This window comes from Streptomyces sp. P6-2-1, assembly GCF_050613165.1.
Taxonomy (GTDB): Bacteria; Actinomycetota; Actinomycetes; order Streptomycetales; family Streptomycetaceae; genus Streptomyces.
The window spans coordinates 4,138,045-4,163,165 of the sequence record NZ_CP192513.1 but is presented as its reverse complement, the minus strand read 5'-3'; the positions used below and the strand labels follow the sequence as shown (position 1 = coordinate 4,163,165).

Annotated in this window: 20 protein-coding genes and 2 pseudogenes; 13 read left to right on the top strand and 9 right to left on the bottom strand. The window is 72.7% G+C overall.

The features are described 5' to 3' along the window. The first annotated feature begins 99 nt into the window (after positions 1-99). Positions 100-663: a hypothetical protein gene (locus tag ACQYWQ_RS17910; RefSeq protein WP_078489968.1), complete on the top strand. Its 564-nt coding sequence runs from the start codon at positions 100-102 to the stop codon at positions 661-663. 63 nt (positions 664-726) lie between these two features. Here the strand turns inward: ACQYWQ_RS17910 and ACQYWQ_RS17905 are convergent, their stop codons facing one another. The 4 genes from ACQYWQ_RS17905 to ACQYWQ_RS17890 form a co-directional block, all read right to left on the bottom strand. Next, positions 727-1,182 carry a cupin gene (locus ACQYWQ_RS17905; protein WP_431035814.1) on the bottom strand — a complete coding sequence of 152 codons (456 nt, stop codon included), beginning with the start codon at positions 1,180-1,182 and terminating at the stop codon, positions 727-729. Positions 1,183-1,214: 32 nt separating this feature from the next. Continuing rightward, a complete protein-coding gene (locus tag ACQYWQ_RS17900) occupies positions 1,215-1,847 on the bottom strand; it encodes an FMN reductase (RefSeq protein ID WP_431035813.1) in 633 nt (210 codons plus the stop codon). Beyond that, entirely contained in the window at positions 1,844-2,998 is a 1,155-nt protein-coding gene (locus ACQYWQ_RS17895) for an LLM class flavin-dependent oxidoreductase (protein ID WP_431035811.1), read from the bottom strand. Before ACQYWQ_RS17895 ends, ACQYWQ_RS17900 begins: the two co-directional genes overlap by 4 nt. A gap of 410 nt (positions 2,999-3,408) precedes the next feature. Continuing rightward, the gene (locus tag ACQYWQ_RS17890; protein ID WP_431035810.1) at positions 3,409-4,218 is read right to left on the bottom strand and encodes a GNAT family N-acetyltransferase; all 810 of its coding nucleotides are present in this window, start codon (positions 4,216-4,218) and stop codon (positions 3,409-3,411) included. A 74-nt stretch (positions 4,219-4,292) separates the two neighbouring features. Here ACQYWQ_RS17890 and ACQYWQ_RS17885 point away from each other — a divergent pair, with 74 nt between their 5' ends. The 3 genes from ACQYWQ_RS17885 to ACQYWQ_RS17875 are packed head-to-tail and all read left to right on the top strand — an operon-like array spanning position 4,293 to position 5,652. Next, positions 4,293-4,628, top strand: coding sequence for a YnfA family protein (locus tag ACQYWQ_RS17885; RefSeq protein WP_431035809.1), 336 nt, complete (start codon positions 4,293-4,295; stop codon positions 4,626-4,628). 60 nt (positions 4,629-4,688) lie between these two features. After that, entirely contained in the window at positions 4,689-5,450 is a 762-nt protein-coding gene (locus tag ACQYWQ_RS17880; protein WP_431035808.1) for an SDR family NAD(P)-dependent oxidoreductase, read from the top strand. Next, complete coding sequence (locus ACQYWQ_RS17875) at positions 5,440-5,652, top strand: hypothetical protein (RefSeq protein ID WP_431039419.1); 213 nt, start codon at positions 5,440-5,442, stop codon at positions 5,650-5,652. The genes ACQYWQ_RS17880 and ACQYWQ_RS17875 overlap by 11 nt, the downstream gene beginning before the upstream one ends. A 152-nt stretch (positions 5,653-5,804) precedes the next feature. Here the strand turns inward: ACQYWQ_RS17875 and ACQYWQ_RS17870 are convergent, their stop codons facing one another. After that, entirely contained in the window at positions 5,805-6,998 is a 1,194-nt protein-coding gene (locus ACQYWQ_RS17870) for an RtcB family protein (RefSeq protein WP_431035806.1), read from the bottom strand. A 328-nt stretch (positions 6,999-7,326) separates the two neighbouring features. Between ACQYWQ_RS17870 and ACQYWQ_RS17865 the strand changes: the two genes are divergently transcribed. The 3 genes from ACQYWQ_RS17865 to ACQYWQ_RS17855 all read left to right on the top strand — a co-directional run bounded on the left by ACQYWQ_RS17865 (position 7,327) and on the right by ACQYWQ_RS17855 (position 11,199). Then, positions 7,327-8,217, top strand: coding sequence for a hypothetical protein (locus ACQYWQ_RS17865; protein ID WP_431035805.1), 891 nt, complete (start codon positions 7,327-7,329; stop codon positions 8,215-8,217). Between the two features lie 140 nt (positions 8,218-8,357). Next, a complete protein-coding gene (locus tag ACQYWQ_RS17860) occupies positions 8,358-9,371 on the top strand; it encodes a DUF3558 domain-containing protein (protein WP_431035804.1) in 1,014 nt (337 codons plus the stop codon). Between the two features lie 256 nt (positions 9,372-9,627). Continuing rightward, positions 9,628-11,199 (top strand): DUF2637 domain-containing protein, encoded by a 1,572-nt coding sequence (locus ACQYWQ_RS17855; RefSeq protein WP_431035803.1) that lies wholly within the window; start codon positions 9,628-9,630, stop codon positions 11,197-11,199. A gap of 88 nt (positions 11,200-11,287) precedes the next feature. Here ACQYWQ_RS17855 and lysS read toward each other — a convergent pair whose 3' ends face one another. Continuing rightward, complete coding sequence (lysS, locus tag ACQYWQ_RS17850) at positions 11,288-13,021, bottom strand: lysine--tRNA ligase (RefSeq protein ID WP_431035802.1); 1,734 nt, start codon at positions 13,019-13,021, stop codon at positions 11,288-11,290. 171 nt (positions 13,022-13,192) lie between these two features. Here lysS and argS point away from each other — a divergent pair, with 171 nt between their 5' ends. Then, positions 13,193-14,989 carry an arginine--tRNA ligase gene (gene argS, locus ACQYWQ_RS17845; protein ID WP_431035800.1) on the top strand — a complete coding sequence of 599 codons (1,797 nt, stop codon included), beginning with the start codon at positions 13,193-13,195 and terminating at the stop codon, positions 14,987-14,989. A 42-nt stretch (positions 14,990-15,031) separates the two neighbouring features. Beyond that, positions 15,032-15,845 (top strand): annotated as a pseudogene (locus ACQYWQ_RS17840) (phosphotransferase). Positions 15,846-15,847: 2 nt separating this feature from the next. On the opposite strand, the gene ACQYWQ_RS17835 reads toward ACQYWQ_RS17840, so the two are convergent. Next, positions 15,848-17,101 carry a PLP-dependent aminotransferase family protein gene (locus ACQYWQ_RS17835; RefSeq protein WP_431035799.1) on the bottom strand — a complete coding sequence of 418 codons (1,254 nt, stop codon included), beginning with the start codon at positions 17,099-17,101 and terminating at the stop codon, positions 15,848-15,850. Positions 17,102-17,219: 118 nt separating this feature from the next. Between ACQYWQ_RS17835 and ACQYWQ_RS17830 the strand changes: the two genes are divergently transcribed. Continuing rightward, positions 17,220-18,158, top strand: a complete 939-nt coding sequence (locus tag ACQYWQ_RS17830; protein WP_431035798.1) for a hypothetical protein — start codon at positions 17,220-17,222, stop codon at positions 18,156-18,158. 4 nt (positions 18,159-18,162) lie between these two features. Here the strand turns inward: ACQYWQ_RS17830 and ACQYWQ_RS17825 are convergent, their stop codons facing one another. Next, positions 18,163-19,539, bottom strand: coding sequence for a helix-turn-helix domain-containing protein (locus ACQYWQ_RS17825; RefSeq protein ID WP_431035797.1), 1,377 nt, complete (start codon positions 19,537-19,539; stop codon positions 18,163-18,165). Between the two features lie 255 nt (positions 19,540-19,794). Here ACQYWQ_RS17825 and ACQYWQ_RS17820 point away from each other — a divergent pair, with 255 nt between their 5' ends. Next, the gene (locus ACQYWQ_RS17820; protein ID WP_431035796.1) at positions 19,795-20,607 is read left to right on the top strand and encodes a DUF4232 domain-containing protein; all 813 of its coding nucleotides are present in this window, start codon (positions 19,795-19,797) and stop codon (positions 20,605-20,607) included. Positions 20,608-20,760: 153 nt separating this feature from the next. On the opposite strand, the gene ACQYWQ_RS17815 is transcribed toward ACQYWQ_RS17820, so the two are convergent. Then, positions 20,761-22,164 carry a family 2B encapsulin nanocompartment shell protein gene (locus tag ACQYWQ_RS17815; protein ID WP_431035794.1) on the bottom strand — a complete coding sequence of 468 codons (1,404 nt, stop codon included), beginning with the start codon at positions 22,162-22,164 and terminating at the stop codon, positions 20,761-20,763. A gap of 375 nt (positions 22,165-22,539) precedes the next feature. Here ACQYWQ_RS17815 and ACQYWQ_RS17810 point away from each other — a divergent pair, with 375 nt between their 5' ends. Both ACQYWQ_RS17810 and ACQYWQ_RS17805 read left to right on the top strand, forming a co-directional pair. Further along, positions 22,540-24,861, top strand: coding sequence for a terpene synthase family protein (locus ACQYWQ_RS17810; RefSeq protein WP_431035793.1), 2,322 nt, complete (start codon positions 22,540-22,542; stop codon positions 24,859-24,861). A 73-nt stretch (positions 24,862-24,934) separates the two neighbouring features. Then, a pseudogene (locus ACQYWQ_RS17805) lies at positions 24,935-25,033 on the top strand (DedA family protein); the annotation flags it as partial. Between the last annotated feature and the right edge of the window lie 88 nt (positions 25,034-25,121).

Genomic DNA, 25,121 nt, shown 5'->3' with positions numbered 1-25,121 from the left:
CGGGGCACGTTTCGGCGGGCTGGTGCGGGGGAGGTCAACGACACGATGATCGGGTTGTACGGCGGGACCGTGCGACGCTGAGGGCAGTCGGGTGGACATATGCAACGCGGTGGCGGACTGGGCGAGGGGACCGGTGACCTCGGTCCTCGGCGTGCCAGGCGGGGACGGCACCGGCGCGACGACACGGAGGAGCGCCGCGAATTGCCCACAGGGGGGAGCGGGCGCATGGGGGTGACCTACAAGTACTTCGGCGCGCCCGACGGCGCGACGGCGGCCCGGGTCCCTGTCTCGATGCGGCCCGAGGAGCTGGGCGGCGACGAGCTGGGCATGAACGGGATGTTCACGAAGATCAAGCCGGAGACGATGGCGGCGATGGTCCTCACCGGCATCCAGGGCATACCCCTCTACCGCGTCCCGCCCCTCGAACTCGTCGTCCTCCACCCCGACTACGCGGTCGTCAAGCTCCCCATGACCGCCGTCGACCCGCTCCGCGGCATCGGCGAGGAGTCGGTCGGCGCCGCCGCCTTCATCTGGTCGACGGTCCCCGACCGCGGCGGCCCCCGCGACGCCTTCGACATCTACCGGCTCCTCCACGAGTGGCAGGACTTCAGCCAGCGCCTCCACGAGGCGGGACACCAGCCGTACTGCCTGGTGTGGCCGTGATCCCCGCCGCGTGAGGCGCCGCAGCGCGAAAGGCCCGTCCCGTCCTCCCTCGCGCCGTTCCGGTCACGCCGTTCCGGTCGGTGGTTCCTGGGGGGTGGAAAGAGGGGGCTGGGGGGTGGAGGTGAGGGCTTGGGGCTCCTCGGCCGGGGGGCGGGCGTTGTCGGCGGCCTCGGCCATCGAGACCGTCAGGAGGATGACCGCGTCGTTGACCGCGCGCAGGCCGTGGAAGGTGCGCGGGACAAGGAGGATCTCGCCCATGTCGACGACCGCTTCGGCGAGGGTGTCGGACTGGGGGCGGGTGATCCTGACGCGGCCCTTGAGGACCTGGAGGGTGGCCTCGTCGGGTCCCTCGTGGTCGGAGAGGTCGGTGCCCGCGCACAGTGCGATGACCGTCTGGCGCAGGGCGTGACCCGTACCGCCCTGGAGGGTGCGCGCCGCGCGCTTCGAGGGGGACGCCATCGCTTCGAGGTGCAGTTCGTTCGCGACGGTGTCGAGCGAGATCGGTTCCATCAGCTCCATGCCCCCAGCCTCGCCCAGCTCTCCGCCGCGCGCTACTCGTCGCCCCGCAGCGCCGCCAGCTGCTCGGCGAACGGCACGACCTCGTCGAAGGCGTCCCGCGGCGGCCCCGGGCGGCTGCCCGTGCCGCAGGTGAGGGACGCCAGCTCGCCCGCCGCCCGGGCCATCCGGCTCGCCAGCGGGCCGTCGGCGGCGCCCTCGCTCCCCCAGTCCTCCGACGCCGCGTAGACGCCGGTCGGCACGACGACGGCGCGGAGGTAGGCGAAGAGGGGGCGCAGGGCGTGTTCCAGGGCCAGGGAGTGGCGCGGGGAGCCGCCCGTCGCCGCGATCACGACCGGTTTGCCGGTGAGGGCGTCCTGGTCGAGCACGTCGAAGAAGGACTTGAACAGGCCGCTGTACGAGGCCGAGAAGATCGGCGTGACGACGATCAGGCCGTCGGCGCGCGTCACGTGTTCCAGGGCCTCTTCGAGCTTCGGCGGCGGGAAGCCGGTCACGAAGGTGTTCGCGATGTCCTTGGCGTGGTCGCGCAGTTCGATGCTCTCGGTCTCGACGCGCTCATCGGGGTCCCGCTCGGCGACCGCGAGGCGCGTGGCCTCGGCGAGCCGGTCGGCGAGCAGCCGGGTCGACGAGGGGACGCTGAGTCCGGCCGAGACGACGACGAGTTTCATCGGGCACCTGCCTCTTCCTTGCCGGCTTCCGTACCGGCTTCGTTGTCGGCCCTCTTGTCGGCCTTCTTGCCGGCGTCGAGGGCGGCCGCCGCCACCCGCGACGCGTGGGTCGGCGCGTCCGGCACGTCCGCCGGGCGGCCCTTCGCGAACTCCTCGCGCAGTACGGGGACGACCTCCTCGCCGAGGAGGTCGAGCTGTTCGAGGACCGTCTTGAGCGGGAGCCCCGCGTGGTCCATGAGGAACAGCTGCCGCTGGTAGTCGCCGATCTCGTCGCGGAAGGAGAGCGTGCGCTCGATGACCTGCTGCGGAGAGCCGACGGTGAGCGGGGTCTGCGCGGTGAACTCCTCCAGCGTCGGACCGCCTCCGTAGACGGGCGCGTGGTCGAAGTACGGGCGGAACTCCCGCACCGCGTCCTGCGAGTTCTTCCGCATGAACGCCTGCCCGCCGAGCCCCACGATCGCCTGCGCCTCGGTGCCGTGGCCGTAGTGCGCGTAGCGGTTGCGGTACAGGCGCACCATGCGCTTGGTGTGGGACATCGGCCAGAAGATGTTGTTGTGGAAGAAGCCGTCCCCGTAGTACGCGGCCTCCTCGGCGATCTCGGGCGAGCGGATCGAGCCGTGCCACACGAAGGGCGCGACGCCGTCGAGCGGGCGCGGGGTCGAGGTGAAGGATTCGAGCGGGGTGCGGAACTTGCCCGCCCAGTTGACGACGTCCTCGTGCCACAGCTTGTGCAGCAGCGCGTAGTTCTCGATCGCGAGCGGGATGCCCTGGCGGATGTCCTTGCCGAACCACGGGTAGACCGGGCCCGTGTTGCCGCGCCCGAGCATGAGGTCCATGCGCCCGTCGGCGATGTGCTGGAGCATCGCGAAGTCCTCGGCGATCTTCACCGGGTCGTTCGTGGTGATGAGCGTCGTGGAGGTGGAGAGGACGAGGTGCTCCGTCTTCGCGGCGAGGTAGCCGAGCATCGTCGTGGGCGAGGACGGCACGAAGGGCGGGTTGTGGTGCTCGCCGGTCGCGAAGACGTCGAGCCCGGCCTCCTCCGCCTTCTGGGCGATCGTGAGCATCGCCTTGATCCGCTCCGCCTCGCTCGGCGTACGGCCGTTCGTGGGGTCGGTGGTGACGTCACCGACGCTGAAGATGCCGAACTGCATGCCCATGACTCTCGTCCGCCTCTCGACTGCCCATTTAGTTTACGGTTCAACTATACGGTGCGTCCGCGACAACGGGGAGGGGCCCGGGCTTATTCCACGGCCCGCGCCGGGCGCGCGGACCGGCCGTCGCCGCACGCGAACCGGCCCCTTCCAGGGCAGCACAGGGTGCGGAAGGGTGCAGGGGGAAGGCGCTGAGCTGCGCATTCACGCGCGAGCGGCCGCACACGGACAGGTACGGGACGGACGCGGGGCGTCGGCGGAGCGGGGAGAGGAGCCCACGGGACGGGACGGGACGGGCGGCCGCGGGACGGGTACGGAGGGCCGCGGGACGGGTACGGACGGGCACAGGACGGGCACGGGACGGGCACGGGACGGGCACGGGACGGGCACGGGACGGGCACGGGAGCCGCTCAGCCCGTGCGGACGAAGCCGCTGCTCGCGCCGACGACCCGGTAGCCGCGCCGCGCGTACCAGGCGCGGGGCCAGTCGGCCGCGTCCGCGACGAGGAAGCGCACGCCGCAGCCCGCGGCGGCCGCGAGGTGCAGGGCGGTCGCGACCACCGCGTCGCCGTGGCCGCGCCGCACGTGCGCCTCGGCGGTCACGACGTCCTCGGTCTGCGCGATCCCCGCGGCCCGGTCGACGTAGAGGTCCGCCCACGCGGCGACCTCGCCGCCCCGCACGCCAGGGGCGCCGTCCGCCGCCGGTGCCCCTTCCGTGTACGAGGCGAGGAAGCGCACGTCGTCGGCACCCGCGCGCCTGCGCGGCCTGCGCGCGACGAGCTGCCCGAGCACCTCGGGCCCGGCGTCGGGCATCCACGTACGGAGCTGAAGGGCGTACGGGGCAGCGAGCGCCGCCGCGCCGACCTCGCGCACCGAGGCGGCGGGCGCGGGGGCCGGGCCCTCGTGGACCATGACGACCTCGTCCTCGCGCGCGTACCCGGCGCGGGTGAGGACGGCCGCGTACGCCGCGGTGAGGGTGCCGTCGAGCAGGGCGATCCTGCGGTGCGGAAGGTGGGCGAACAGCTCGTCGGCGAGCGCGGGCAGGTCGTCGGGCGCGGGGCCCGGCTCGGTGAGCAGGAGCTGGTTGTGCTCGTGCGAGAGCGGGAACTCGTCGTCGAACACGGCGAGACCGCCGGGGACATCGGCGACACGGCGCGCCTGGCGCCGGGCGACGGAGGCACGGAAGCGCCCGAGGCGCGCGGCAAGGGTGAGGTCGTCCACGGTCGAGAGGGTACGGGCGGGCACGGCGACCGGGCGCCCGCCCGCCCCGCCGGGGCGCGTGCCACGATGCCCGCGTGACAGTCCTGCGCTCCGTCCTCCTCTTCGTCCTCGCCGCCCTCTTCGAGATCGGCGGCGCCTGGCTCGTCTGGCAGGGGGTGCGCGAGCACAGGGGCTGGGTGTGGATCGGCGCCGGGATCATCGCCCTCGGCCTGTACGGCTTCGCCGCCACGCTCCAGCCCGACGGCGAGTTCGGCCGCATCCTCGCCGCGTACGGCGGTGTCTTCGTCGCCGGTTCGATCGCCTGGGGCGTCGTGGCGGACGGCTACCGCCCCGACCGCTGGGACGTGACGGGCGCGCTCGTCTGCCTGGCGGGTATGGCGGTCATCATGTACGCGCCCCGGGGCCACTGAAACCTCCGCGCCTATGCTGGAAAGCGCCCGTATCCGCACCCCCGCCCCAGGAGCCCGCCCATGAGCGCCGCCCCCCGTACCGCCGTCGTCACCGGAGCCAGCGGCGGCATCGGTGCCGCGAGCGCCGAACGGCTCGCCGAGGCCGGTTTCCGCGTCGTCCTGACCGCGCGCCGCGCCGACCGCGTCGAGGCGCTCGCCGCGCGGCTGCGCGAGGCGGGGCACCTGGCCGACGCGTACGCCCTCGACGTCACCGACCGCGACGCCGTGGACGCCTTCGCCCGCACGCTCGGCGAGGCGCACGTCCTCGTCAACAACGCGGGCGGCGCGCTCGGCGCCGACCCGGTCGCGAGCGGCGACCCGGAGGAGTGGCGGCGGATGTACGAGGTCAACGTCCTCGGCACGCTGCACATGACGCAGGCCCTGCTCCCCGCGCTCACCGCGAGCGGTGACGGAACCGTGGTCGTCCTCACGTCCACGGCCGGGCACGGCACGTACGAGGGCGGCGCCGGGTACGTCGCGGCGAAGCACGCGGAGCACGTGCTCGCCGAGACGCTGCGCCTGGAGATCGTCGGCACACCCGTGCGCGTCATCGAGATCGCGCCCGGGATGGTCCGCACCGAGGGCTTCGCCCTCACCCGCTTCCACGGCGACGAGCAGAAGGCGGCGAACGTCTACAAGGGCGTCGCCGAGCCGCTCACCGCCGAGGACATCGCGGACACCGTGGCCTTCGCGGTGACGCGTCCGAGCCACGTCAACATCGATTTGCTGGTCGTGCGGCCCCGCGCCCAGGCCAGCAACACGAAGGTGCACCGTGAGTCCTGAACAGAACGACACCGAATCGGCCGGCACCCCCGACGACCCGCTCACGCGCCTGGAGCAGGAGTACGACGAGGAGTACGACCGGCGCAGGCTCGCCGAGGAGAAGCGCAACGAGCGGTACCTGTGGTGGTACCTGGCCTACTTCCTCTTCGGCATCCACCTCGTCGCCTTCGTGATGATCTTCGCGATCAAGCACGCGGGCTGAGGCACGCGGGCTCAAGCACGCGGGCTCAAGCACGCGGGCTCAGGCACGCGGGCTCAGGCACGCGGGCCGAGGGCGGACGCGCGGGGCGGGGCGCGGCGTACCCCCGTACCGCCGCGCCCCGCCCCGCCGCCCGCCCCGCTCCCCGCGGTTGCTCACCCCTTCACGCACACCACCTGCTTGAGCTTCGCGACGACCTCCACGAGGTCCCGCTGCCGCTCCATGACCTGCTCGATCGGCTTGTACGCGGCCGGGATCTCGTCGATGATGCCCGCGTCCTTGCGGCACTCGACGCCCCGCGTCTGCTCCTGAAGGTCCTTCAGCGTGAAGCGCCGCTTCGCCGCGTTGCGGCTCATGCGGCGGCCCGCGCCGTGCGAGGCCGAGTTGAACGCCGCCTCGTTGCCGAGGCCCTTCACGATGTACGAGGACGTCCCCATCGAACCCGGGATGATCCCGTACTCGCCGCTGCCCGCGCGGATCGCGCCCTTGCGGGTCACGAGGAGGTCCACGCCCTCGTAGCGCTCCTCCGCCACGTAGTTGTGGTGGCAGCTGATCTCCTGCTCGAAGACCGGCTTCGCCTTCTTGAACTCCTTGCGGACGACGTCCTTGAAGAGGCCCATCATGACGGCGCGGTTGTGCTTCGCGTACTCCTGCGCCCAGTAGAGGTCCTTGCGGTACGCGGCCATCTGCGGCGTGTGCGCGAGGAACACCGCGAGGTCGCGATCGACGAGACCCTTGTTGTGCGGGAGGGCCTGCGCGACGCCGATGTGGTGCTCGGCCAGCTCCTTGCCGATGTTGCGGGACCCGGAGTGGAGCATGAGCCACACCTGGCCCTCGGAGTCGAGGCAGAACTCGATCATGTGGTTGCCCGAGCCGAGCGTCCCCATCTGCTGCCCCGCCCGCTCGCGGCGGAAGCGCACGGCCTCGGCGACCGTGCCGAAACGCGCCCAGAAGTCGTCCCACCCGGCCGTCGGGTAGCCGTGCAGGCGCCCCGGGTCGACGGGGGAGCTGTGCATCCCGCGCCCGACCGGGATCGCCTGCTCGATGCGGGAGCGCAGGTGGGAGAGGTCGCCCGGGAGGTCGTTCGCCGTCAGGGACGTACGGACCGCGGACATGCCGCAGCCGATGTCCACGCCGACGGCCGCCGGGCACACCGCGTCGCGCATCGCGATCACCGAGCCGACCGTCGCGCCCTTGCCGTAGTGCACGTCGGGCATGACGGCGAGGCCCGCGATCCACGGGAGCGTCGCGGTGTTGCGGAGCTGGTCGAGCGCGCCGGGGTCGACCTCGGCGGGGTCGGCCCACATACGGATCGGTACCCGCGCTCCGGGCAGTTCGGTGTACGACATGGTTCCCCCTCGGAACACCCGGGCAGACACCCGTCAGGGCGTACGAACACGCCACGAAGGGAAAAGCCGGGAATCGGCACAAATGATCATGTGACGGGCGGAACTGCGCCCGTACTGCATCTCGTTCACACAAAAATGCGGTCACACATACCGCAGCCAGGGGCACCAAAAGGGACAAGCGACCGGCGTGCTCCTCGGCTCGTGCGGTACACATTGTCTCCATCGGCCGCGTACCCGCGGCAAGTGAATAACCGGCACGAGACCCCGCCCCCAGCCGCGCCGCGCGCGCCGCGGGACGGCGCGGGTCGTGACGAGGGGAGCTGCACACATGCGCGGGAAGGCGTGGGCGCCCGGCGTCGCGGTCCTCCTTACGGTGGCGCTCGCCGGGTGCACGGGCGGCGGGAACGCCGGGGACCCGGACGCCAAGCGCGGCGCGACGGACACCACGACGGCCGCGGCCCCGCGCCCCGGGCGTTTCGACACCCTCCCGCAGCCCTGCAAGGCGGTCGACCGCGCGACGCTCGACTCCCTGCTCCCCGGGCTGCGCGAACAGGCCGCGGACGAGGGCGAGGACGCCTACGCGGGCACACTGGCCCCGACCTTCGACAACGAGCGCAAGGTCGGCTGCGCCTGGAAGGCCGAGAGCACCGAGGCAGCCGACGGGGCGGGCCGCACCGACTCGCTCACCCTCGACCTGGAGCGGGTCGTCTCCTACGACGCCGCGAAGAGCGACGACGACAGGGCGCGCGAGACCTTCGAGAAGCGCCTCACGGCCGCGCACATCCCCGACCCGTCCCCGAGCGGGTCGCCCAGCGGCTCGGCGAGCGGCCAGGCGGGCGGGACGGCATCGCCCGGCAGCTCCGGCTCCCCCGCGGGCAGCCCGTCCCCCGGGAGCGGCGAAAGCGGCAAGAGCGGGCAATCCGCCAGCAGCAGCCCTTCGTCGTCCTCTTCGGCCGATACCGCCACGACTCCGCCCGAACTCCTCCCCCGTATGCTCTCGGGCCTCGGCAACGACGCCTTCCTGAACGACTCCCTGAGCGCCCCGTCGGCAGGCGGCGCGCACCGCACCGTCACTGTGGTGTTCCGCACGTCGAACGTCGTCGTGGGCGTCGTCTACCAGCAGCGGCCGAACGACGCGGACGACGTGCCCGACAGCAAGGAAATGCAGGACAAGGCGCGGAAACTGGCGGACCGGATCGCGGGCTCCTTCGAGGGGTGATCAAGCGCGGCGGCCGCCCCGGTCGCGTGCCGGGTGACGCGCACGGGACGTACGGGGGTCTTTGTCCGGCGTACGGTGACTCACCGGACCTGCCGGCCGGGCCCCCGTGGCCCCGGTCGCACGACCTGAGCGAAGGAACCATGCACCGACCAGTACAGCGCCTCTCCCGCATACTCGCCTGCGCGGCCGTTCCCGTGATCCTCGTGGCGGCGGGCTGCTCCTCCGACGACGGCGACAGCGGCACGGCGAAGGACGACGCCAAGCAGTCGGCGGCGGCCGGGAGCGGCGAGAGCGCGAAGAAGAGCGACAGCGCCTCGCCGGGCGCCACCGGTACGGCGACCGTCAGGGCGAAGTACGCGAAGCTCCCCGAGCCCTGCGCGGCGCTGAGCGCCAAGACCCTCAAGGCACTCGTGCCCGCGGCGAAGGACAAGAAGGGCAGCCAGGGCAGCTCCGACGACCTCGACGCGCGCGGCACCTGCTCGTGGAACAGCCTCGACAGCAACGGCGTGCACGGTTCGCAGTACCGGTGGCTGAGCCTCGCCCTCGTCCGCTTCGACTCGGACGCGACGCTCGGCACGGGTGACGAGCGCGCCGCCTCGTACCTCGCCAAGCAGGTCACCGCGACGCGGGCGACGGCGGACGCGAAGGGCCTCAAGAGCGAGAAGGTCGCCGGGCTCGGCGACGAGGCGACCGCGGTGACGTACTCGCTGAAGAAGAAGGAGGGGGACTTCCAGCAGCAGACGGTGCTCGTGCGCACGGCGAACGCGGTCCTCACCCTCGACTACAACGGCGCGGGCCTCGCGGGCGAGAAGGACCCCGACCAGGCGAAGCTCCTCAAGGACGCCGAGCGCGCAGCGGGCGACGCGGTCGCGGCCATCGCGAAGGCGAACGGCGCGGGGGGCACCGGCGCGGACACGGGCTCGGACGACGACTCCGGGAAGGGAGCGAGCGCGTCCCCGAAGAAGGGCGACGACGGCGCGAAGCCGGACACGGACGCGTCGAAGTCCCCGTCCGCGAGCCCGTCCGGCTCCGCCTCGAAGTCCGCGGGCAAGTCCGGCGACACGTCCGCCGACGACTCCGGCGACGCGTCCGGCGGCAAGGACGCGGGCAAGGACGCGGGCAAGGACGCCGATACGGAGGAGACGGCCGGCTGAGCCCCGTACACCCCGTACACCCCGTACACCCCGTCACCCCCGTACCCCGGCCCTCTCCCAGGACCGGCCGGTACGGGGGTTTCGCTTCCCCCCGCCGTAACGATCGGGATACGCCCCGCCCCCGCTCCCGCTTGGGCGAACCCCTCCCCGGGGCCGTGCGCGGGGCCGCCCGGTGGCCTCACCCGCCGAACGCGTGTGCCAACCTGTGGGGGCGCACGTCGGAAGGCGCCTGGTAAGCGAGAGGGAGGGATCGCGGGTGGCCGCGACGCAGTTGACACGGACTCACCGCATCCTCGTGGGTGTGGTCGTCGCGGGCGCGGTGATCATCGCGGGGATCGGCTTCGCCGGTTCGTACGCGGCCGTGCGCGAACTGGCCCTGGAGAAGGGCTTCGGGAACTTCAGCTACGTCCTGCCGATCGGCATCGACGCGGGCATCTGCGTCCTGCTCGCGCTCGACCTGCTCCTGACCTGGATTCGCATCCCCTTCCCGCTGCTCCGTCAGACGGCCTGGCTGCTCACGGCGGCGACGATCGCCTTCAACGGCGCCGCCGCCTGGCCCGACCCGCTCGGCGTCGGGATGCACGCCGTCATCCCCGTCCTCTTCGTCGTCTCGGTCGAGGCCGCGCGGCACGCGATCGGGCGCATCGCCGACATCACGGCCGACCGGCACATGGAGGGCGTGCGCATCACGCGCTGGCTCCTCTCGCCCGTGCCGACCTTCCTGCTGTGGCGGCGCATGAAGCTGTGGGAGCTGCGCAGCTACGAGGAGGTCATCAAGCTGGAGCAGGAACGGCTCGTCTACCGGGCCCGCCTGCGCTCCCGCTTCGGGCGCGCGTGGCGCCGCAAGGCGCCCGTCGAATCGCTCATGCCGCTGCGCCTCGCGCGCTACGGGGTCCCGCTCGCCGAGACCGCGCCCGACGGGCTCGCGGCCGCCGGGATCGACCCGAGCGGCCCCGCGGCGGCGGCACGCGCGCAGGCGGCGGCCCTGCCGGAGGCGGAGCGGAGGGCCCAGCTCACGGCGCAGGCCGCGCAGCCGCAGGCCGTACCGGCCCGGTCCGTACCGGGGTCCGCACCGGGGTCCGTACCGCCCCGGCACCCGCAGGCGGCTCCCGTCCACGAGCAGCCCGCCGCGCAGGACCCGACGAGCCCGTGGTTCAAGGGCCACCCGCAGGCCGTCGCCTACCAGGGCGGCTACGACCCCGCCTTCGACCCCGAGCCGTACGGGCCCGAGCAGTACGCATCCGAGCAGTACGCGCCGGGGAACGAAGCGGACGGGCCGTACGCGCCGCCCGAGGACCCCGAGTACCCGGAGCCCCCGGCCGACGAGGAGGACCCGCGCTTCGCGCCGCGCTTCCACGCCCCGTACCAGCCCCAGCACTGGTACGAGGGCGAGCAGGGGCAGCAGGGGCAGGAGCCCATCCAGGTCCCCAACGGCCCGCACCGCACCCGTCCCCTCGCCGAGCGGGCCGACACCGGCGAGCCCGGCCCGCACATCCCGGGCCCGCGCCAGGAATCCCCCGCCGACGACGCAGGGGCCGCTGACGCCCGCGGCGACGAGGCCACCGCCGGAGAGGCGGCGCCCGCGGAGAAGGACGACTGGCTCCCCGACGACATCTCGCGCGAGGAGGCGTTCTACGGCGTCTTCCGGCAGTACGTGCGCGAGATGGGCGGCTTCCCGAACCCGCGCCAGTTCGGCAAGTACCTCCTGGAGAACTACAACGTCCGCACCCCCGAGGGCGGCCCGCTCCCGGAGCAGGAGCTCACCGCGTGGCTCGCGGAGTTCGAGCCGCGCCACACCGGCGAGCTGGACGCCGACGCACCCGCCTGAGCCGGCCCGCCCGCGCCCCCGCACCGGCCGCACGCCGAAGGGCCGGACCCCCGCGAGGAGGTCCGGCCCTTCGGCGTGCGCGGGCGGCTCAGTGGCCCAGCAGGAACCGCACCCGCTCCGCGCCCACGGCGAGCAGCAGCGTGGGCAGGCGGGGGCCCGTGTCGCGGCCGACGAGGAGGCGGTACAGGAGCGCGAAGAAGGTGCGCTGCGCGGCCTTCAGCTCCGGCGTCGGCTTCGCCTCCGGGTCGAGCCCGGCCATGATCTTCGGCACGCCGTAGACGAGCGTCGTCAGCCCGTCGAGGGACCAGTGCGAGTCCAGGCCGTCGACGAGGAGCCGCAGCGACTCGCGGTCCGTCTCGCCGAGCGAGGCGAGCAGTTCCGCGTCGGGCTCGGTCCGCACCACCGTGCGCTGGTCGGCGGCGACGTACGTGGAGATCCACGCCTCGGCGCGGTCGAGCCGGGGCCGTACCTCGTCGAGCGAGGTCAGCGGGTGCGCCGGGTCCAGCTCGCTCAGGATGCGCAGCGTCTGGTCCTCGGCGCCCGCCGTGATGTCCGCGACGGAGGCGAGGGTGCGGTACGGGAGCGGGCGCGGCGTCGCGGGCAGCGGCCCGGCCGCCGTACCGACCGCGCGCGTGTACGCGGCGACGTCGGCCGGGAGCGCGGTGCCGTCCGCGACCTTCGCGGCGAGCTTGTCCCACTCGTCGTAGAGCCGCTGGATCTCCTGGTCGAAGGCGATCTTGAACGACTGGTTCGGGCGGCGGCGCGCGTACAGCCAGCGCAGGAGCGGCGCCTCCATGATGCGCAGCGCGTCGGCCGGGGTCGGGACCCCGCCCTTGGAGCTGGACATCTTCGCCGTGCCGCTGTTCCCGACGAACGCGTACATCGGCCCGATGGGCTGCGTACCGCCGAAGATCTCGCGGACGATCTGCCCGCCGACGACGTACGAGGAGCCCGGCGAGGAGTGGTCCACGCCGGACGGCTCGAAGATCACGCCCTCGAAGGCCCAGCGCATCGGCCAGTCGACCTTCCACACGAGCTTGCCGCGGTTGAACTCGGAGAGCTTCACCGTCTCCGTGAAGCCGCAGTCGGCGCACGTGTAGGACAGCTCGGTCGTCTCGTCGTCGTAGGCCGTGACCGTCGTGAGGTCCTTCGCGCAGTTCCCGCAGTACGGCTTGTACGGGTAGTAGCCGCCCGCGCCGCCGCTGCCGTCGTCCTCGCTCGCGGCGCCCGAGCCCTCCGCGGCCTCGACCTCCGCCTCGTCGAGCGGCTTCTGGCTCTGCTTGGCCGGCTTCTTCTTCGTGCGGTACTGGTCGAGGATCGCGTCGATACGGCCCCGCTCACGCATCGCGTGCAGGATCTGCTCGCGGTAGACGCCCGCCGTGTACTGCGCGGTCTGGCTGATGCCGTCGAACGCGATGCCGAGGTCGGCGAGCGAGGCGGCCATCGCGGCCTTGAAGTGCTCCGCCCAGTTCGGGTACGCGGAGCCCTTCGGGGCCGGGACGGAGGTGAGCGGCTTGCCGATGTGCTCGGCCCAGGACGCGTCGACGCCCTCGATGCCGTTCGGGACCTTGCGGTAGCGGTCGTAGTCGTCCCACGAGATGAGGTGCCTGACCTCGTACCCCCGCCTGCGGATCTCGTCGGCGACGAGGTGCGGGGTCATGACCTCGCGCAGGTTGCCGAGGTGGATGGGGCCCGAGGGCGAGAGCCCGGAGGCGACGACGACCGGTTTGCCCGGGGCACGACGCTCGGACTCGGCGATGACCTCGTCGGCGTAACGGGAGACCCAGTCTGCGGTCTCTGTGCTCTGAGCCACGATCGGCACGTCCTTCTTCCGGGGAGAACGGGGATGGTCGTCGCCCATTGTCCCAGGAGCGGGGCCGTGGGGGGAAACGGGAGGGGGAGCACGCCCGGGATAACCGTTCGATGGGCATCCCTGCCTGGTGGGATACTGGCCGGAGTATCTGCACCCCCGAGGAGAACGGCTCCCCTTCTTATGGCTTCGGTCACGTCCCTCACCGCTTCCGTCGAACAGCAGCTCAAGGACGCTCTCGCCACCGCCCTCCAGGGCGCCGGGGACGCCGACCCGCTGCTGCGCCGAAGCGACCGGGCCGACTTCCAGGCCAACGGGGTCCTCGCCCTCGCGAAGAAGGCCAAGGCCAACCCGCGGGAACTGGCGACGCGGGTCGTCGCCGCGCTCCCGGACAGTGCGGTCATCAAGGAGGCCGAGGTCTCGGGCCCCGGCTTCCTCAACATCACCGTCTCGGACGAGGCGATCCTGCGGAACCTCGCGGAGCGGTCCGCCGCCGGTGAGCGGCTCGGCGTCCCGTACGCGGAGCACCCCGGCCGGACCGTGATCGACTACGCGCAGCCGAACGTGGCCAAGGAGATGCACGTCGGGCACCTGCGCTCGGCGGTCATCGGCGACGCCGTGATGCGGATGCTGGAGTTCACGGGCGAGACCGTGATCAGGCGGCACCACATCGGCGACTGGGGCACCCAGTTCGGGATGCTCATCCAGTACCTCATCGAGCACCCGGCCGAGCTGGACCGCTCGGGCGCGGCCTCCGGCGAGGCCACCGAGGCCGCCGGTGAAGCGGCCATGTCCAATCTGAACCGGGTCTACAAGGCGTCCAAGGCGCTCTTCGACGAGGACGAGGGCTTCAAGGACAGGGCCAGGCGCAGGGTCGTCGACCTCCAGGCGGGCGACGAGGAGACCCTGGCCTTCTGGCACCAGTTCGTGGACGAGTCGAAGGTCTACTTCAACGCGATCTTCGGCAAGCTCGACATGGACATCCGCGACGCGGACATCGTCGGCGAGTCCGGTTACAACGACATGCTCGCCGAGACCTGCGACCTCCTGGAGCAGTCCGGGGTCGCGGTGCGCTCCGAGGGCGCGCTGTGCGTCTTCTTCGACGACGTGAAGGGCCCGGACGGCAAGCCGGTCCCGCTCATCGTGCGCAAGTCCAACGGCGGCTTCGGGTACGCGGCGACCGACCTCTCCGCGATCCGCAACCGCGTCTTCGACCTCAAGGCGGACACCCTCTTGTACGTCGTGGACGCGCGGCAGGCCCTGCACTTCAAGATGGTCTTCGAGACCGCGCGGCGTGCGGGCTGGCTGAGCGAGGACGTCCAGGCCGTGCAGCTCGCCTTCGGCACCGTGCTCGGCCCGGACGGCAAGCCGTTCAAGACGCGGGCGGGCGAGTCGACCCGGCTCGTGGACCTCCTCGACGAGGCCGTCACGCGGGCGACCGCGGTCGTGCGCGAGAAGGACGTCAAGGGGCAGCTGAGCGAGGACGAGATCGCGGAGCGGGGCGCGCAGGTCGGCATCGGCGCGGTCAAGTACGCGGACCTGTCGACGTCGGCGAGCCGCGACTACAAGTTCGACCTGGACCAGATGGTCTCGCTCAACGGCGACACGAGCGTGTACATCCAGTACGCGTACGCCCGTATCCAGTCGATCCTGCGGCGCGCCGTCGCCTCCGGCGCCCCCGCCCCCGCCGCGCACCCGGAGCTGGCGCTCGCCCCCGCCGAGCGCGCCCTCGGCCTCCACCTGGACGCCTTCGGGGACCAGGTGCTCGAAGCCGCAGGGGAGTACGCCCCGCACAAGCTGGCCGCGTACCTCTACCAGACGGCCTCGCTGTACACGACGTTCTACGACCAGTGCCATGTCCTGTCGGACGAGAATTCGCCGGAGGTCGTCGCGAACCGGCTCTTCCTGTGCGCGCTGACGGGGGAGACGCTGGCGGCGGGGCTGGGACTGCTGGGGATCAGGGCGCCGAAGAGTCTGTGACGCGGCAGGGGGCGGGGGCCGGTGGCGGAGCACGGTGAGCCTGTGCGCGGGGGCACGGGCGAGCCGCTGGTGGGCGGCACGGCGAACGCCGGGGCGGTCCACCGCGAAGGCGATACCGTGAACCGGCCTGCCCCGCCCGCCGCTTCGTCCCTCCACGCCCAGCTCCACGCCCAGCTCCGCGCCCTCCGCGCGGCCGGATTCGAGGGCGCCCCGCTCCCCCTCGCGCCCGTCGCGGACGGCCGCGAACAGCTGACGTACATCGCGAGCGACGTCCCGCTGCCCCCTTCCCCGCCTGGTCGATGACCGACGAGGCGCTGCGCTCGGTGGGCGTACTGCTGCGGTCCCCGCACGATGCCTCCCTGGGCATCCCGCGCCCCGAAGACGCGAGATGGTCAAGGGAGTTGAGCGACCCGGAGGCCGATGGCCCCGTCCTGTGCCACAACGACGTGTGCCCCGAGAACGTCGTCTTCCGCGCGGGCCGCGCGCACGCCCTCATCGACTTCGACCTCGCGGCGCCGGGCCGCCGCGTGGGGGACCTCGCGGTGACGGCCCGCTCCTGGGCACCGCTGACGGGCGTCCCGTCACGCCACCATCCGCCGGGGCTCAACCCTTGGCCCGGCTGCGGGTCCTGGCCGACGCGTACGGTCTCGACGCCGCCGGACGCGCGGAGTTCGCCACCGTCTCGCTCCACGTGGCGGCGTCCTGCCGCGCGTTCGTCGCCGCGCGGGTCGCACGCGGCGACGAGGCGTACGCACGGGGCCTCACGGAGGGCGGCGGGTGGGCGCGTTTCGACCGGACGGAGGCGTGGCCGCGGGCCTCGGCCCGGACCCTCACCCGTACGCCGGCGGCGAGTTGACCTCATGCGCGCAGTGCGGCGCCGAGCCGCGCCAGCCCCTCCCCGATCGTCGCCTCGTCCTGCGTGACGAAGCACAACCGCAGGGTGCGCGGGTCGGGTTCGGCCGCGTAGAACGGCGCGCCGGGCACGTAGGCCACGTCGTACGTGATCACCTCGCGCAGCAGCTCGGCCGCGTCCGCGCCCTCCGGGAGCCGCACCCACACGAACATGCCGCCCGCGGGCCGCGCGAACTCCGCGCCGTCCGGGAGGGCTTGGGGCAGCGCGGCGAGCATCGCGTCCCTGCGGCGGCCGTAGGCGGCGGCGACGGAGGCGACGTGCGCGTCGAGGTCGCGGTCGGCCAGGTAGCGTGCGGCGGCGAGCTGGTTGAGGGTCGGGGTGTGCAGGTCGGTGGACTGCTTGACGACCGCGCAGGCGCGCCGCAGCACTTCGGGCGCCCGCAGCCAGCCGAGCCGCAGCCCGGGCGCCATGACCTTCGAGAAGCTCCCGAGCAGCACCGTGCGGTCCTCGGCCCCGGGGTACCCGGCGAGCCAGGGCACGCGCTCGCCCTCGTACCTCAACTCCCCGTAGGGGTCGTCCTCCAGGAGCCAGAAGCCGCGGCGCGCGGCGACGGCGGCGACGGCGGCGCGGCGTGCGGCGGTCGTCGTGCGGCCCGTGGGGTTCTGGAAGGTGGGGACCGAGTAGAAGAACGTGGGCCGCTCGCGCGCGGCGAGGGCGTCGAGCGCGTCCGGGTCGACGCCGTCCTCGTCGCACGGCACGGGCACGACGCGCGCCCCGGCGAAGGCGAAGACCTGGAGCGCGGCGAGGTAGCACGGGCTCTCGACGAGCACCGTGTCCCCGGGCTCGACGAGCGCGCTCGTCACGAGGTGCAGGCCCTGTTGCGACCCGGTCGTGACGAGCAGGTCGTCGGCGCCGGTGGGGAGTCCGCGCGCGGTGGTACGGGCGGCGAGCGCGGCCCGCAGCGTCGGCTCGCCCTCGGTCGTCGCGTACTGGAGCGCCTTGCCCCCGCTCTCCCCGAGCACGGCGGCGAAGGCGGCGGCGACCCCCGCCACGTCGAAGAACTCCGGCGCGGGCAGCCCACCCGCGAAGTTGATGACCTCGGGCCGCGCGGTGACGGCGAGAATGTCCCGCACGGGCGAGGACTTGACGGAGGCGGCACGGGCGGCGAGCGGAGCGAGATCCTGCCGGGGGCCCCGGTGAGGCCCCCGGGAGGACCCCTGGCGGGCGGCGGCCTGAGCGGGCAACGGTGCGGGTGTCATGCCTGCGCAGCTTAGAACGAGACCGCGGGAAGGGATACGGCACGCACCACTCCCCCGATCGGGTGATCACCTCACTGGAGTAACGTTCCGCCCCGGGATCGTCACTTACTGTAGCTACATGGTCACCTCGCAGCACGAGGCATCGCACCGCGTCTTCCAGGACCGGCCCGAACTGCTCGGCCCCGTCTTCCGGATACTCGGTGTCCCGCTGCCCCCGAAGCTCGCCGTCGACGTGCTCAACTCCGACGTCACGGAGATGCGCCCCGTCGAACGGCGCATCGACAGCGTCCTGCACATCACGCCATCGGAGGGGAAGCCCTTCCTGCTCGGCATCGAGGCACAGGGCAGGAAGTCAGCGGAGAAGGCCGCCAGCTGGACCTACTACCTGGGCTACCTGACGGCCAAGTACCAGTGCCCGGCCAATCTCCTGGTCGTCTGCAACGACGAACACACGGCCCGCTGGGCCGAGGGCCCCTTCGAGCTGGGCGGGGCGGGCTGGCCCAGCCTGACCCTGCGCCCACTCGTGGCGGGCCCGCACAACATCCCGCTCATCACCGACCCGGCCGAGGCCGCCGACGACCTCGCCCTCGCGGTCTTCTCGATCCTCACCCACGCGAGCCACACACTGACTCCCGAGACACTGCGGGCAGTGGGTGCCGCGCTGCGCAGGGCCGATCCGCAGTCCGGTGAGTACTTTTTCGATATCGTCAGCATCGGGCTGGCAGGCACCAGCCACCGCGCACTCTGGGAGGACATCATGAGGGCCAGCTACTTCCCCGGAAGCGGCACTCTCCTTGAGCGGACTTTCCTGGAAGGGAAGGCCGAGGGCGAGGCCGAGGGCAAGACCAGGGGCAAAGCGGAGGGCAAGGCGGAGGGCGAGGCCGAGGGAAGGATCGCCTCTCTCCTCAAGCTCCTCACCGCCCGCGGCATCCCCTTCGCCGAGGTGTCCGAGGCCCGCATCCGCGCCTGCACCGACACCGACACCCTCGACACCTGGTTCGACCGCGCCCTCACCGCCCGCACCATCGCGGAAGTCCTCGACCCAACCGTCGACTGACCTCCTATCCCTTCACCTCCGGCCCCCACTGGGTCTCCCCCGGCGGCCATTGCCACGTCGGGCGGTCCTTGGCGGGGGCCGTGCGGAAGGGGGTGCCCGCGTCGTCGACGCGCAGCGTGCCGTGGCGGTCGCCGCTGGACCAGTCGATCTCCAGGTACCACGTGACGTCGTGCGCGCTCGTGTTCGCCGTCACGTAGAAGACCTCGGGGTCGCTCGCGCTCACCTTGTACGGGAAGTCCCGCTGCCCCGACAGCGGCTTCAGCGCGGGCCTGGGCGCGTCGAGGTCGGTCGTGAAGCCCTCGGCGGGCACGTTGCCGCCGCAGCCCACGCCCATGATGTACGCGTCCCAGGCGAGCGGCGGCCCGCTCCGTACCGCGCGCACCCGCATCGCGTTGAGGACCACCGTCTCGCTGCTCCGCCCCTGGAGTGTCACCGCGATCCGCTGTTTCCCGGCCGGGACCGCGCCGAACGTCCGCGCCCACCCCGGCGCGTCGCTCTCCGAAGGCGGTGGGGGCATCTCCTCGTGGTCGGTGTGCACGAGGTAGCGGGGGCTGCACGGGTCCTCCCACGCGTGCGCGTTGACGTGAGCCGTGACCGGGGTGCCCGCGGGGACGGCCTTCCCTGCCGGGCTCGGCGGCGCGCTCGTGGGGCTCGTGCGGGTGGCAGGGCCGGACGAGGGCGTGTGCGAAGGGCCGCTCTTCGACGGTGCGGGGCTCGTCGCCTCGCGCGTACTGCTCGGGGTCACCGCCCGGCCCGCCGCCGCGTGTCCCGCCCGCGCCGCCCCGTCGTCCCCCGCTCCCCCGCCGCCGTCCCCACCGGCGAGCCGCCCCGCCAGGATGCCGCCCCCGGCCACGAGGACCACGAGTGCGGCGGCGGAGGCGAGGAGGACGCGGGGACGGCGGGGCCGGGACGGGGGCGTGCCGCTGACGGTGTGGCCGGCGGGGCCGGTCGGTTCCCCGCCCGCGGTGGGCGCGGGCCGGGGCGTCTCCGGCACGGGGGCCTCGGCGACCGCTTCCGGCACGGGCGCCTCGTGCACGGGCGCCTCCGGCGTGGGCGCCTCGCGTGCGGGCTCCGTCTCCGCCGGTTGCGCCGCCTCGCCCCGTAGCGCCTCCTGCTGCTCCTTCGCCGCCGCCCTCGCCGCGTCGGCGAGCAGCCAGCGGCGGTGCAGGTCCATCAGTTCGGCGCGGTCCGCTCCGCAGAGGCGGGCGAGGCGGTCGACGGGCGTGAACTCCGCCGGGAGCGCGTCCCCGTTGCAGTAGCGGTGCAAGGTCGACGTGCTCAGGTGCAGACGCTTGGCGAGCTGCCCGTAGCTCAGCCCGGACCGCTCCTTCAGCTCCTTCAACCGCGCGGCGAACGCCTCGCTCTCGGCTCCCGTGGCCACCCCGTACCGCCTTCCCTCAGTCCTTCTCACCCCCGTCCCCGTCCCGCCCGGCCGTTCCAGGCGCCCCTCGTTCGCGCAGGTCGGAGGGGGTGGAATCGTTCCGGCGTCCCGTCAGGGGCCGCCGCGCTGGCGGCCGGGACGAGGGCGGGGCCAAGCTCAGGACATCAAAGCACGCCGCCGGCTCACGACCGGCCGCACCACCGGGCACACCGCCGGTGGCCGTGCGACACCACGTACTGCCCGAGAGGCTTCGCCATGCGCACCTTCACCCGTACCCGCTCCCTCCGTACCCTCGCCGCCGCGCTCGTCGCGGCGGGCGCCCTGTCGCTCACCGCCTGCTCCGGCGAAGCGAGCGGGGGTGTCGGCGAGGCGAAGGACGCGGGGCCCGCGACCACCGTTTCCCAGGCGAGCGGGCACGGGAAGGCGGCGGAGCGGAACACCGAGAAGGCGGCCGCCGCCCAGGGCGGCGCGGGCAAGGCGTCCGACGCGCCGGACGCGTCCTCCGGCTCGGCCGGTCCGGCCGCCGGTTCGGCCGGTTCCGCGGGTTCCGGTACGGCCGCGGCGGGCGGCACGGCGAAGGGCTCGGCGGGCGCCGCGAGCGGCGGCGGCGCGCAGGCGTCGGGCGGCAAGGCCGCCGCGGGCCGCCCCACCGACACGGCGTGCACCACGGTCAACAGCAAGGTCCAGGTCTCCGCGGTCTCCCGCCCCATCAACCACCTCCTCGTCACCCTCACCAACACCTCGGGCGCCACGTGCAACGCCTACTACGCCCCGTACGTCGGCTTCGACGGCGACCAGGCGGCGACGCAGCGGATCGAGGACTCGAAGCCGCAGGCGGTCGTGACGCTCGCGCCCGGCGAGCACGCCTACGCCTCGATCGCGCTGGGCGGCGACGGCGACCACTCCCGTACCTCGCGCAAGGTCACCGTCTCGATGGCGGGCAAGAACGACGCGGGCACGGTCGGCGGCGTCGCGACGCTGAACGTCCCCGGCGGCAAGGTGTACCTGGACGACAACGCCTCGGTCAGCTACTGGCAGCGCGAGATGAGCGACGCGCTGACCTGGTGAACGCCCTGCCCCGTGAACGCGCCGACCTGGTGAACGCGGCGCACCGGTGACCATCCCCGCCCGGTGCCCGGCCCTCCCTCCCCGCACGCGCGGCGGCCCGTACCCCACCCGAGGGGGTACGGGCCGCAGGGCGTGCGGGCCCGGCGCCGGGGCTCAGCGCCAGCGGCTCACCTGCACGTTCTCCAGGACCCCGAGCGCGTCAGGGACGAGAACGGCCGCCGAGTAGTAGGCGGTGACGAGGTAGGAGATGATCGCCTGCTCGTCGATGCCCATGAAGCGGCAGGACAGGCTCGCCTCCAGCTCGTCGGGGAGGCCCGGCTGGTGCAGGCCGATGACGCCCTGCTCCTCCTCGCCCGTACGCATGCAGATGATCGAGGTCGTGCGGTCCTCGCCGACCGGGATCTTGTTGCACGGGTAGATCGGGACGCCGCGCCAGGTCGGGATGCGGTGGCCGCCGACGTCGATCGACTCGGGGACGAGACCGCGCTTGTTGCACTCGCGGCCGAAGGCGGCGATGGCGCGCGGGTGGGCGAGGAACACCTTCGATCCCCGGCGACGGGACAAAAGTTCGTCCATGTCGTCGGGGCTCGGTACCTCGTCGTGGGGCTGGAGGCGCTGGTCGTAGGCGGCGTTGGCGAGGAGCCCGAAGTCGCGGTTGTTGACCAGTTCGTGCTCCTGTCGCTCGCGCAGGGCCTCGACCGTGAGCCTGAGCTGGTGCTCGGTCTGGTTCATCGGCTGGTTGTAGAGGTCGGCGACGCGCGTGTGGACCTTCAGCACCGTCTGGGCGACGGAGAGTTCGTACTCGCGCGGGCTCGCCTCGTAGTCGACGAACGTGTGCGGGATGACCGGTTCGCCGCTGTGCCCTGCGGCGAGGTCGATCGCGGCCTCGCCGTACTTGTTGGTGCGCTGCTCGGGCACGAGGGCCGCGCGGCGCAGGTGTTCGGCGAGGGCGGGGGCGCGCTCGGCGAGGTTGAGGACGTCGGCGCGGGAGAGGACGAGCACGGTGCACTCGGTCTCCGCGCGGGCCGTGGTCTCCCAGACGGCGTCGCCGGACAGGAGGGCCTGTTCGCCGAAGTAGGAGCCGTCGCCGATGACGCCGAGGCTCGTCTCATCGCCGTACGAGCCCGTGCCGAGGCGCGCGATACGGCCGTGGGCGAGGAGGTGGACGCTGTCGGCCGCTTCCCCTGCCGTCGTGATGACCGTACCGGCGGGGTAGACGCGCTGCTCGCAGCGCCCGGCGAGTTCGCGGAGCGCCTCGGCGTCGTCGAAGTCCCGCAGCGGCGGCAGTTCGCGCAGTTCGTCGGGGATGACACTGACCTGTGAGCCGGTCTGGACGAAGGTGACGCGGCCGTCGCCCACAGAGTAGGACAGGCGGCGGTTGACCCGGTAGGTGCCGCCCTGCACAGAGACCCACGGCAGCGCCTTGAGCAGCCAGCGGGAGGTGATCTCCTGCATCTGCGGCGCGGACTTCGTGGTGGTGGCGAGATTGCGCGCCGCCGCCGCCCCAAGCGCCTGCTGGGGCGTTTCCTGTGCTTCGTTTTCAGCGCGGACGGACAAATGAATACCTCCGTGTCGGGGAAATGCCGAGCCATTTTTACAGCCGATCGCATTTCCCCGCACCCATCTGCGGAGTGAATCGCCGTACGTCCGTACGAGTGAAGTGCGCGGACGGGACCGTGCCCGTGAAATTCCGGGCGCACCCTCGTCGAGCTGCACGAATATCCGCGCTGGTCAAGTCCTTCTGTCAGTGATCACCCGTGCGGGGCACACGTACGAAAAACGGCGTCCGGGGCGTACGAAATGTGCGCATGCCCACGTTTCCCCGGGTGTATTCGGTGCCGCTTTGCGGAAAAGCCGAATGTATTGCGGGACCTCGGGCGATTCGCGGATACTCCATGCGTCCGTATTCCCGACGCGTATTGGCGTTGATCCATGCCCCAGCCCTTCACGCTCCCCGATTTCTACGTCCCGTACCCGGCCCGCCTGAACCCGCACCTCGAAGCCGCCCGTGTCCACGCGCGCGCGTGGGCCGGGTCGATGGGGATGCTGGAGGGTTCGGGGGTGTGGGAGCAACGCGACCTCGACGCGCACGACTACGCGCTGCTGTGCGCCTACACGCACCCGGACTGCGACGAGGAGGCGCTGAACCTCGTCACGGACTGGTACGTGTGGGTCTTCTTCTTCGACGACCACTTCCTGGAGCTGTTCAAGCGCGGCCAGGACCGCGAGGGCGGCAAGGCGTACCTGGACCGGCTGCCCGCCTTCATGCCCGCGGACCTCGCGGACGGCTTCCCCGAGCCGGAGAACCCGGTGGAAGCGGGGCTCGCCGACCTGTGGCGGCGCACGGTCCCCGCGATGTCGGCCGACTGGCGCGAGCGCTTCTCGGCCTCGACGCGCAACCTCCTCAACGAGTCGCTGTGGGAGCTGTCCAACATCAACGCGGGCCGCGTCTCCAACCCGGTCGAGTACATCGAGATGCGGCGCAAGGTCGGCGGCGCGCCGTGGTCGGCGGGGCTCGTCGAGTACGCGGCAGGGGCCGAACTCCCCGCCAGGGTCGCGGGCACCCGCCCCCTGCGGGTCCTCACGGACGCCTTCTCGGACGCCGTACACCTGCGCAACGACCTCTTCTCGTACCAGCGGGAGGTCGAGGACGAGGGCGAACTCAGCAACGGTGTCCTGGTGTTGGAGCACTTCCTCGGCTGCTCGACACCGGAGGCCGCGGAGGCGGTCAACGACCTGCTGACTTCGCGACTCCAGCAGTTCGAGAACACCGCGCTCGTCGAACTCCCCGCGCTGAGCGCGGAATACGGTCTCGACCCGGCCGAGAACGCGGCACTCGCCCTGTACGTCAAGGGACTTCAGGACTGGCAGTCCGGCGGCCACGAGTGGCACCTGCGCTCCAGCCGCTACATGAACGAGGGCGCGGTCTCGGGCGTGGCCTCCGGTCTCACGGGGGTGCTCGGCACGAGCGCGGCGCACCTCGCCGCCGCGCTCGGCAAACCCGCCAGGGCCCGGCTGCGCTCCCACACCCGCCCTCCGCACACCCACGAAGGCCCGTCCCTGCTCCCCGACTTCACGCTGAGCTACCCGCTGAGCCTGAGCCCGCACCACGAGCGGGCGCGCACCGCGTCGGTCGACTGGGCCGAGCGGATGGGGCTGCTCCACGACATCTGGGACCGCGAGAAGCTGGAGGGCTACGACTTCGCGCTCTGCTCGGCGGGGCTCGACCCGGACGCGAGCCCGGAGGAGCTGGAGCTGAGCGCGGAGTGGCTGACGTGGGGCACGTACGGGGACGACTACTACCCGCTCGTCTTCGGCCGCCCGCGCGACCTCCCGGCGGCGCGGGTGCTGCATGAACGGCTGCTCGCCTGCATGCCGTTGGCGGAGCCCGCACTCGCCGCGGGCTTCGCCCAGGCACCGATCGAGCGTGCGCTCGCCGACCTGTGGACCCGTACCGCTTCCCCGATGGACCCGGCGACACGCGCCGCGTTCCGCGACGGCGTGGAGCACATGCTGGAGAGCTGGCTGTGGGAGCTGGGCAACCAGGCGCAGCACCGCGTGCCCGACCCGGTGGACTACCTGGAGATGCGCCGCCACACCTTCGGCTCCGAACTCACCATGAGCCTCAGCCGGATGCGGCACGCGGCCGCGCTGCCGCCCGGGGTGCTCGACAGCGGCACGGTGCGCGCGCTGGAGAACGCGGTGGCGGACTACGGCTGCCTGATCAACGACGTGTTCTCGTACCAGAAGGAGGTGCAGTACGAAGGTGAGCTGCACAACCTGGTCCTGGTCGTGGAGAACTTCTTCGGCTGCGACTACCCGACGGCGTTCCGCATGGTGGAGCACCTGATGGCGGCGAGGCTCGACCAGTTCGAGCACGCGGTCGCGCACGAACTGCCGGTGCTGTACGAGGACTTCGGCCTCACGCGCGAGCAGATCGCCACGATGGAGACGTATCTGGGCGAACTGCGGGACTGGCTGGCGGGAATCCTCAACTGGCACCGGGGCGTGCGACGTTACGACGCCTCGTTCCTGCCGGGGTGCCTGCCGTACGGGGCGGTGCCGGATACGGCGGTACGGGGGGCGGGGACGCCGGGGGCGCCGGGGACGGTGGGTGTGCCGGGTACGCCGGGTGTGCCGGTGCCCGGGCCGGGGGCGGCGCCGGGGTCCGGGGGCGTGCCCGCCGCCGTTCCCGCGTGGCAGTACCCGTCGGGGATCGGGACGAGCGCGGCACGGGTGGTGCCGACGAGGTAACGGGGGGCTCGGGCGGGAGCTTCGGGCGGGAGCTTCGGGCGGGGGCGTCGGGGCGGGGCGGGGAGTCGGGCGGGGGGGGCCGGGGGCCGGGGCCGCCATCGCGCTGGAGAACCTGTTCCCGCCCCTGCCCAGTGAGGTGGTCCTGCCCCTCACGGGCTTCGCGGCGGGGCGCTCGCGCAGGGCCACACCCGCGCGCGCCCCGGCGGCCCCAAGACCCCCGCCCTTTCGGACCCCGTACTCTGCCCCGGAGTCCGCTCCCC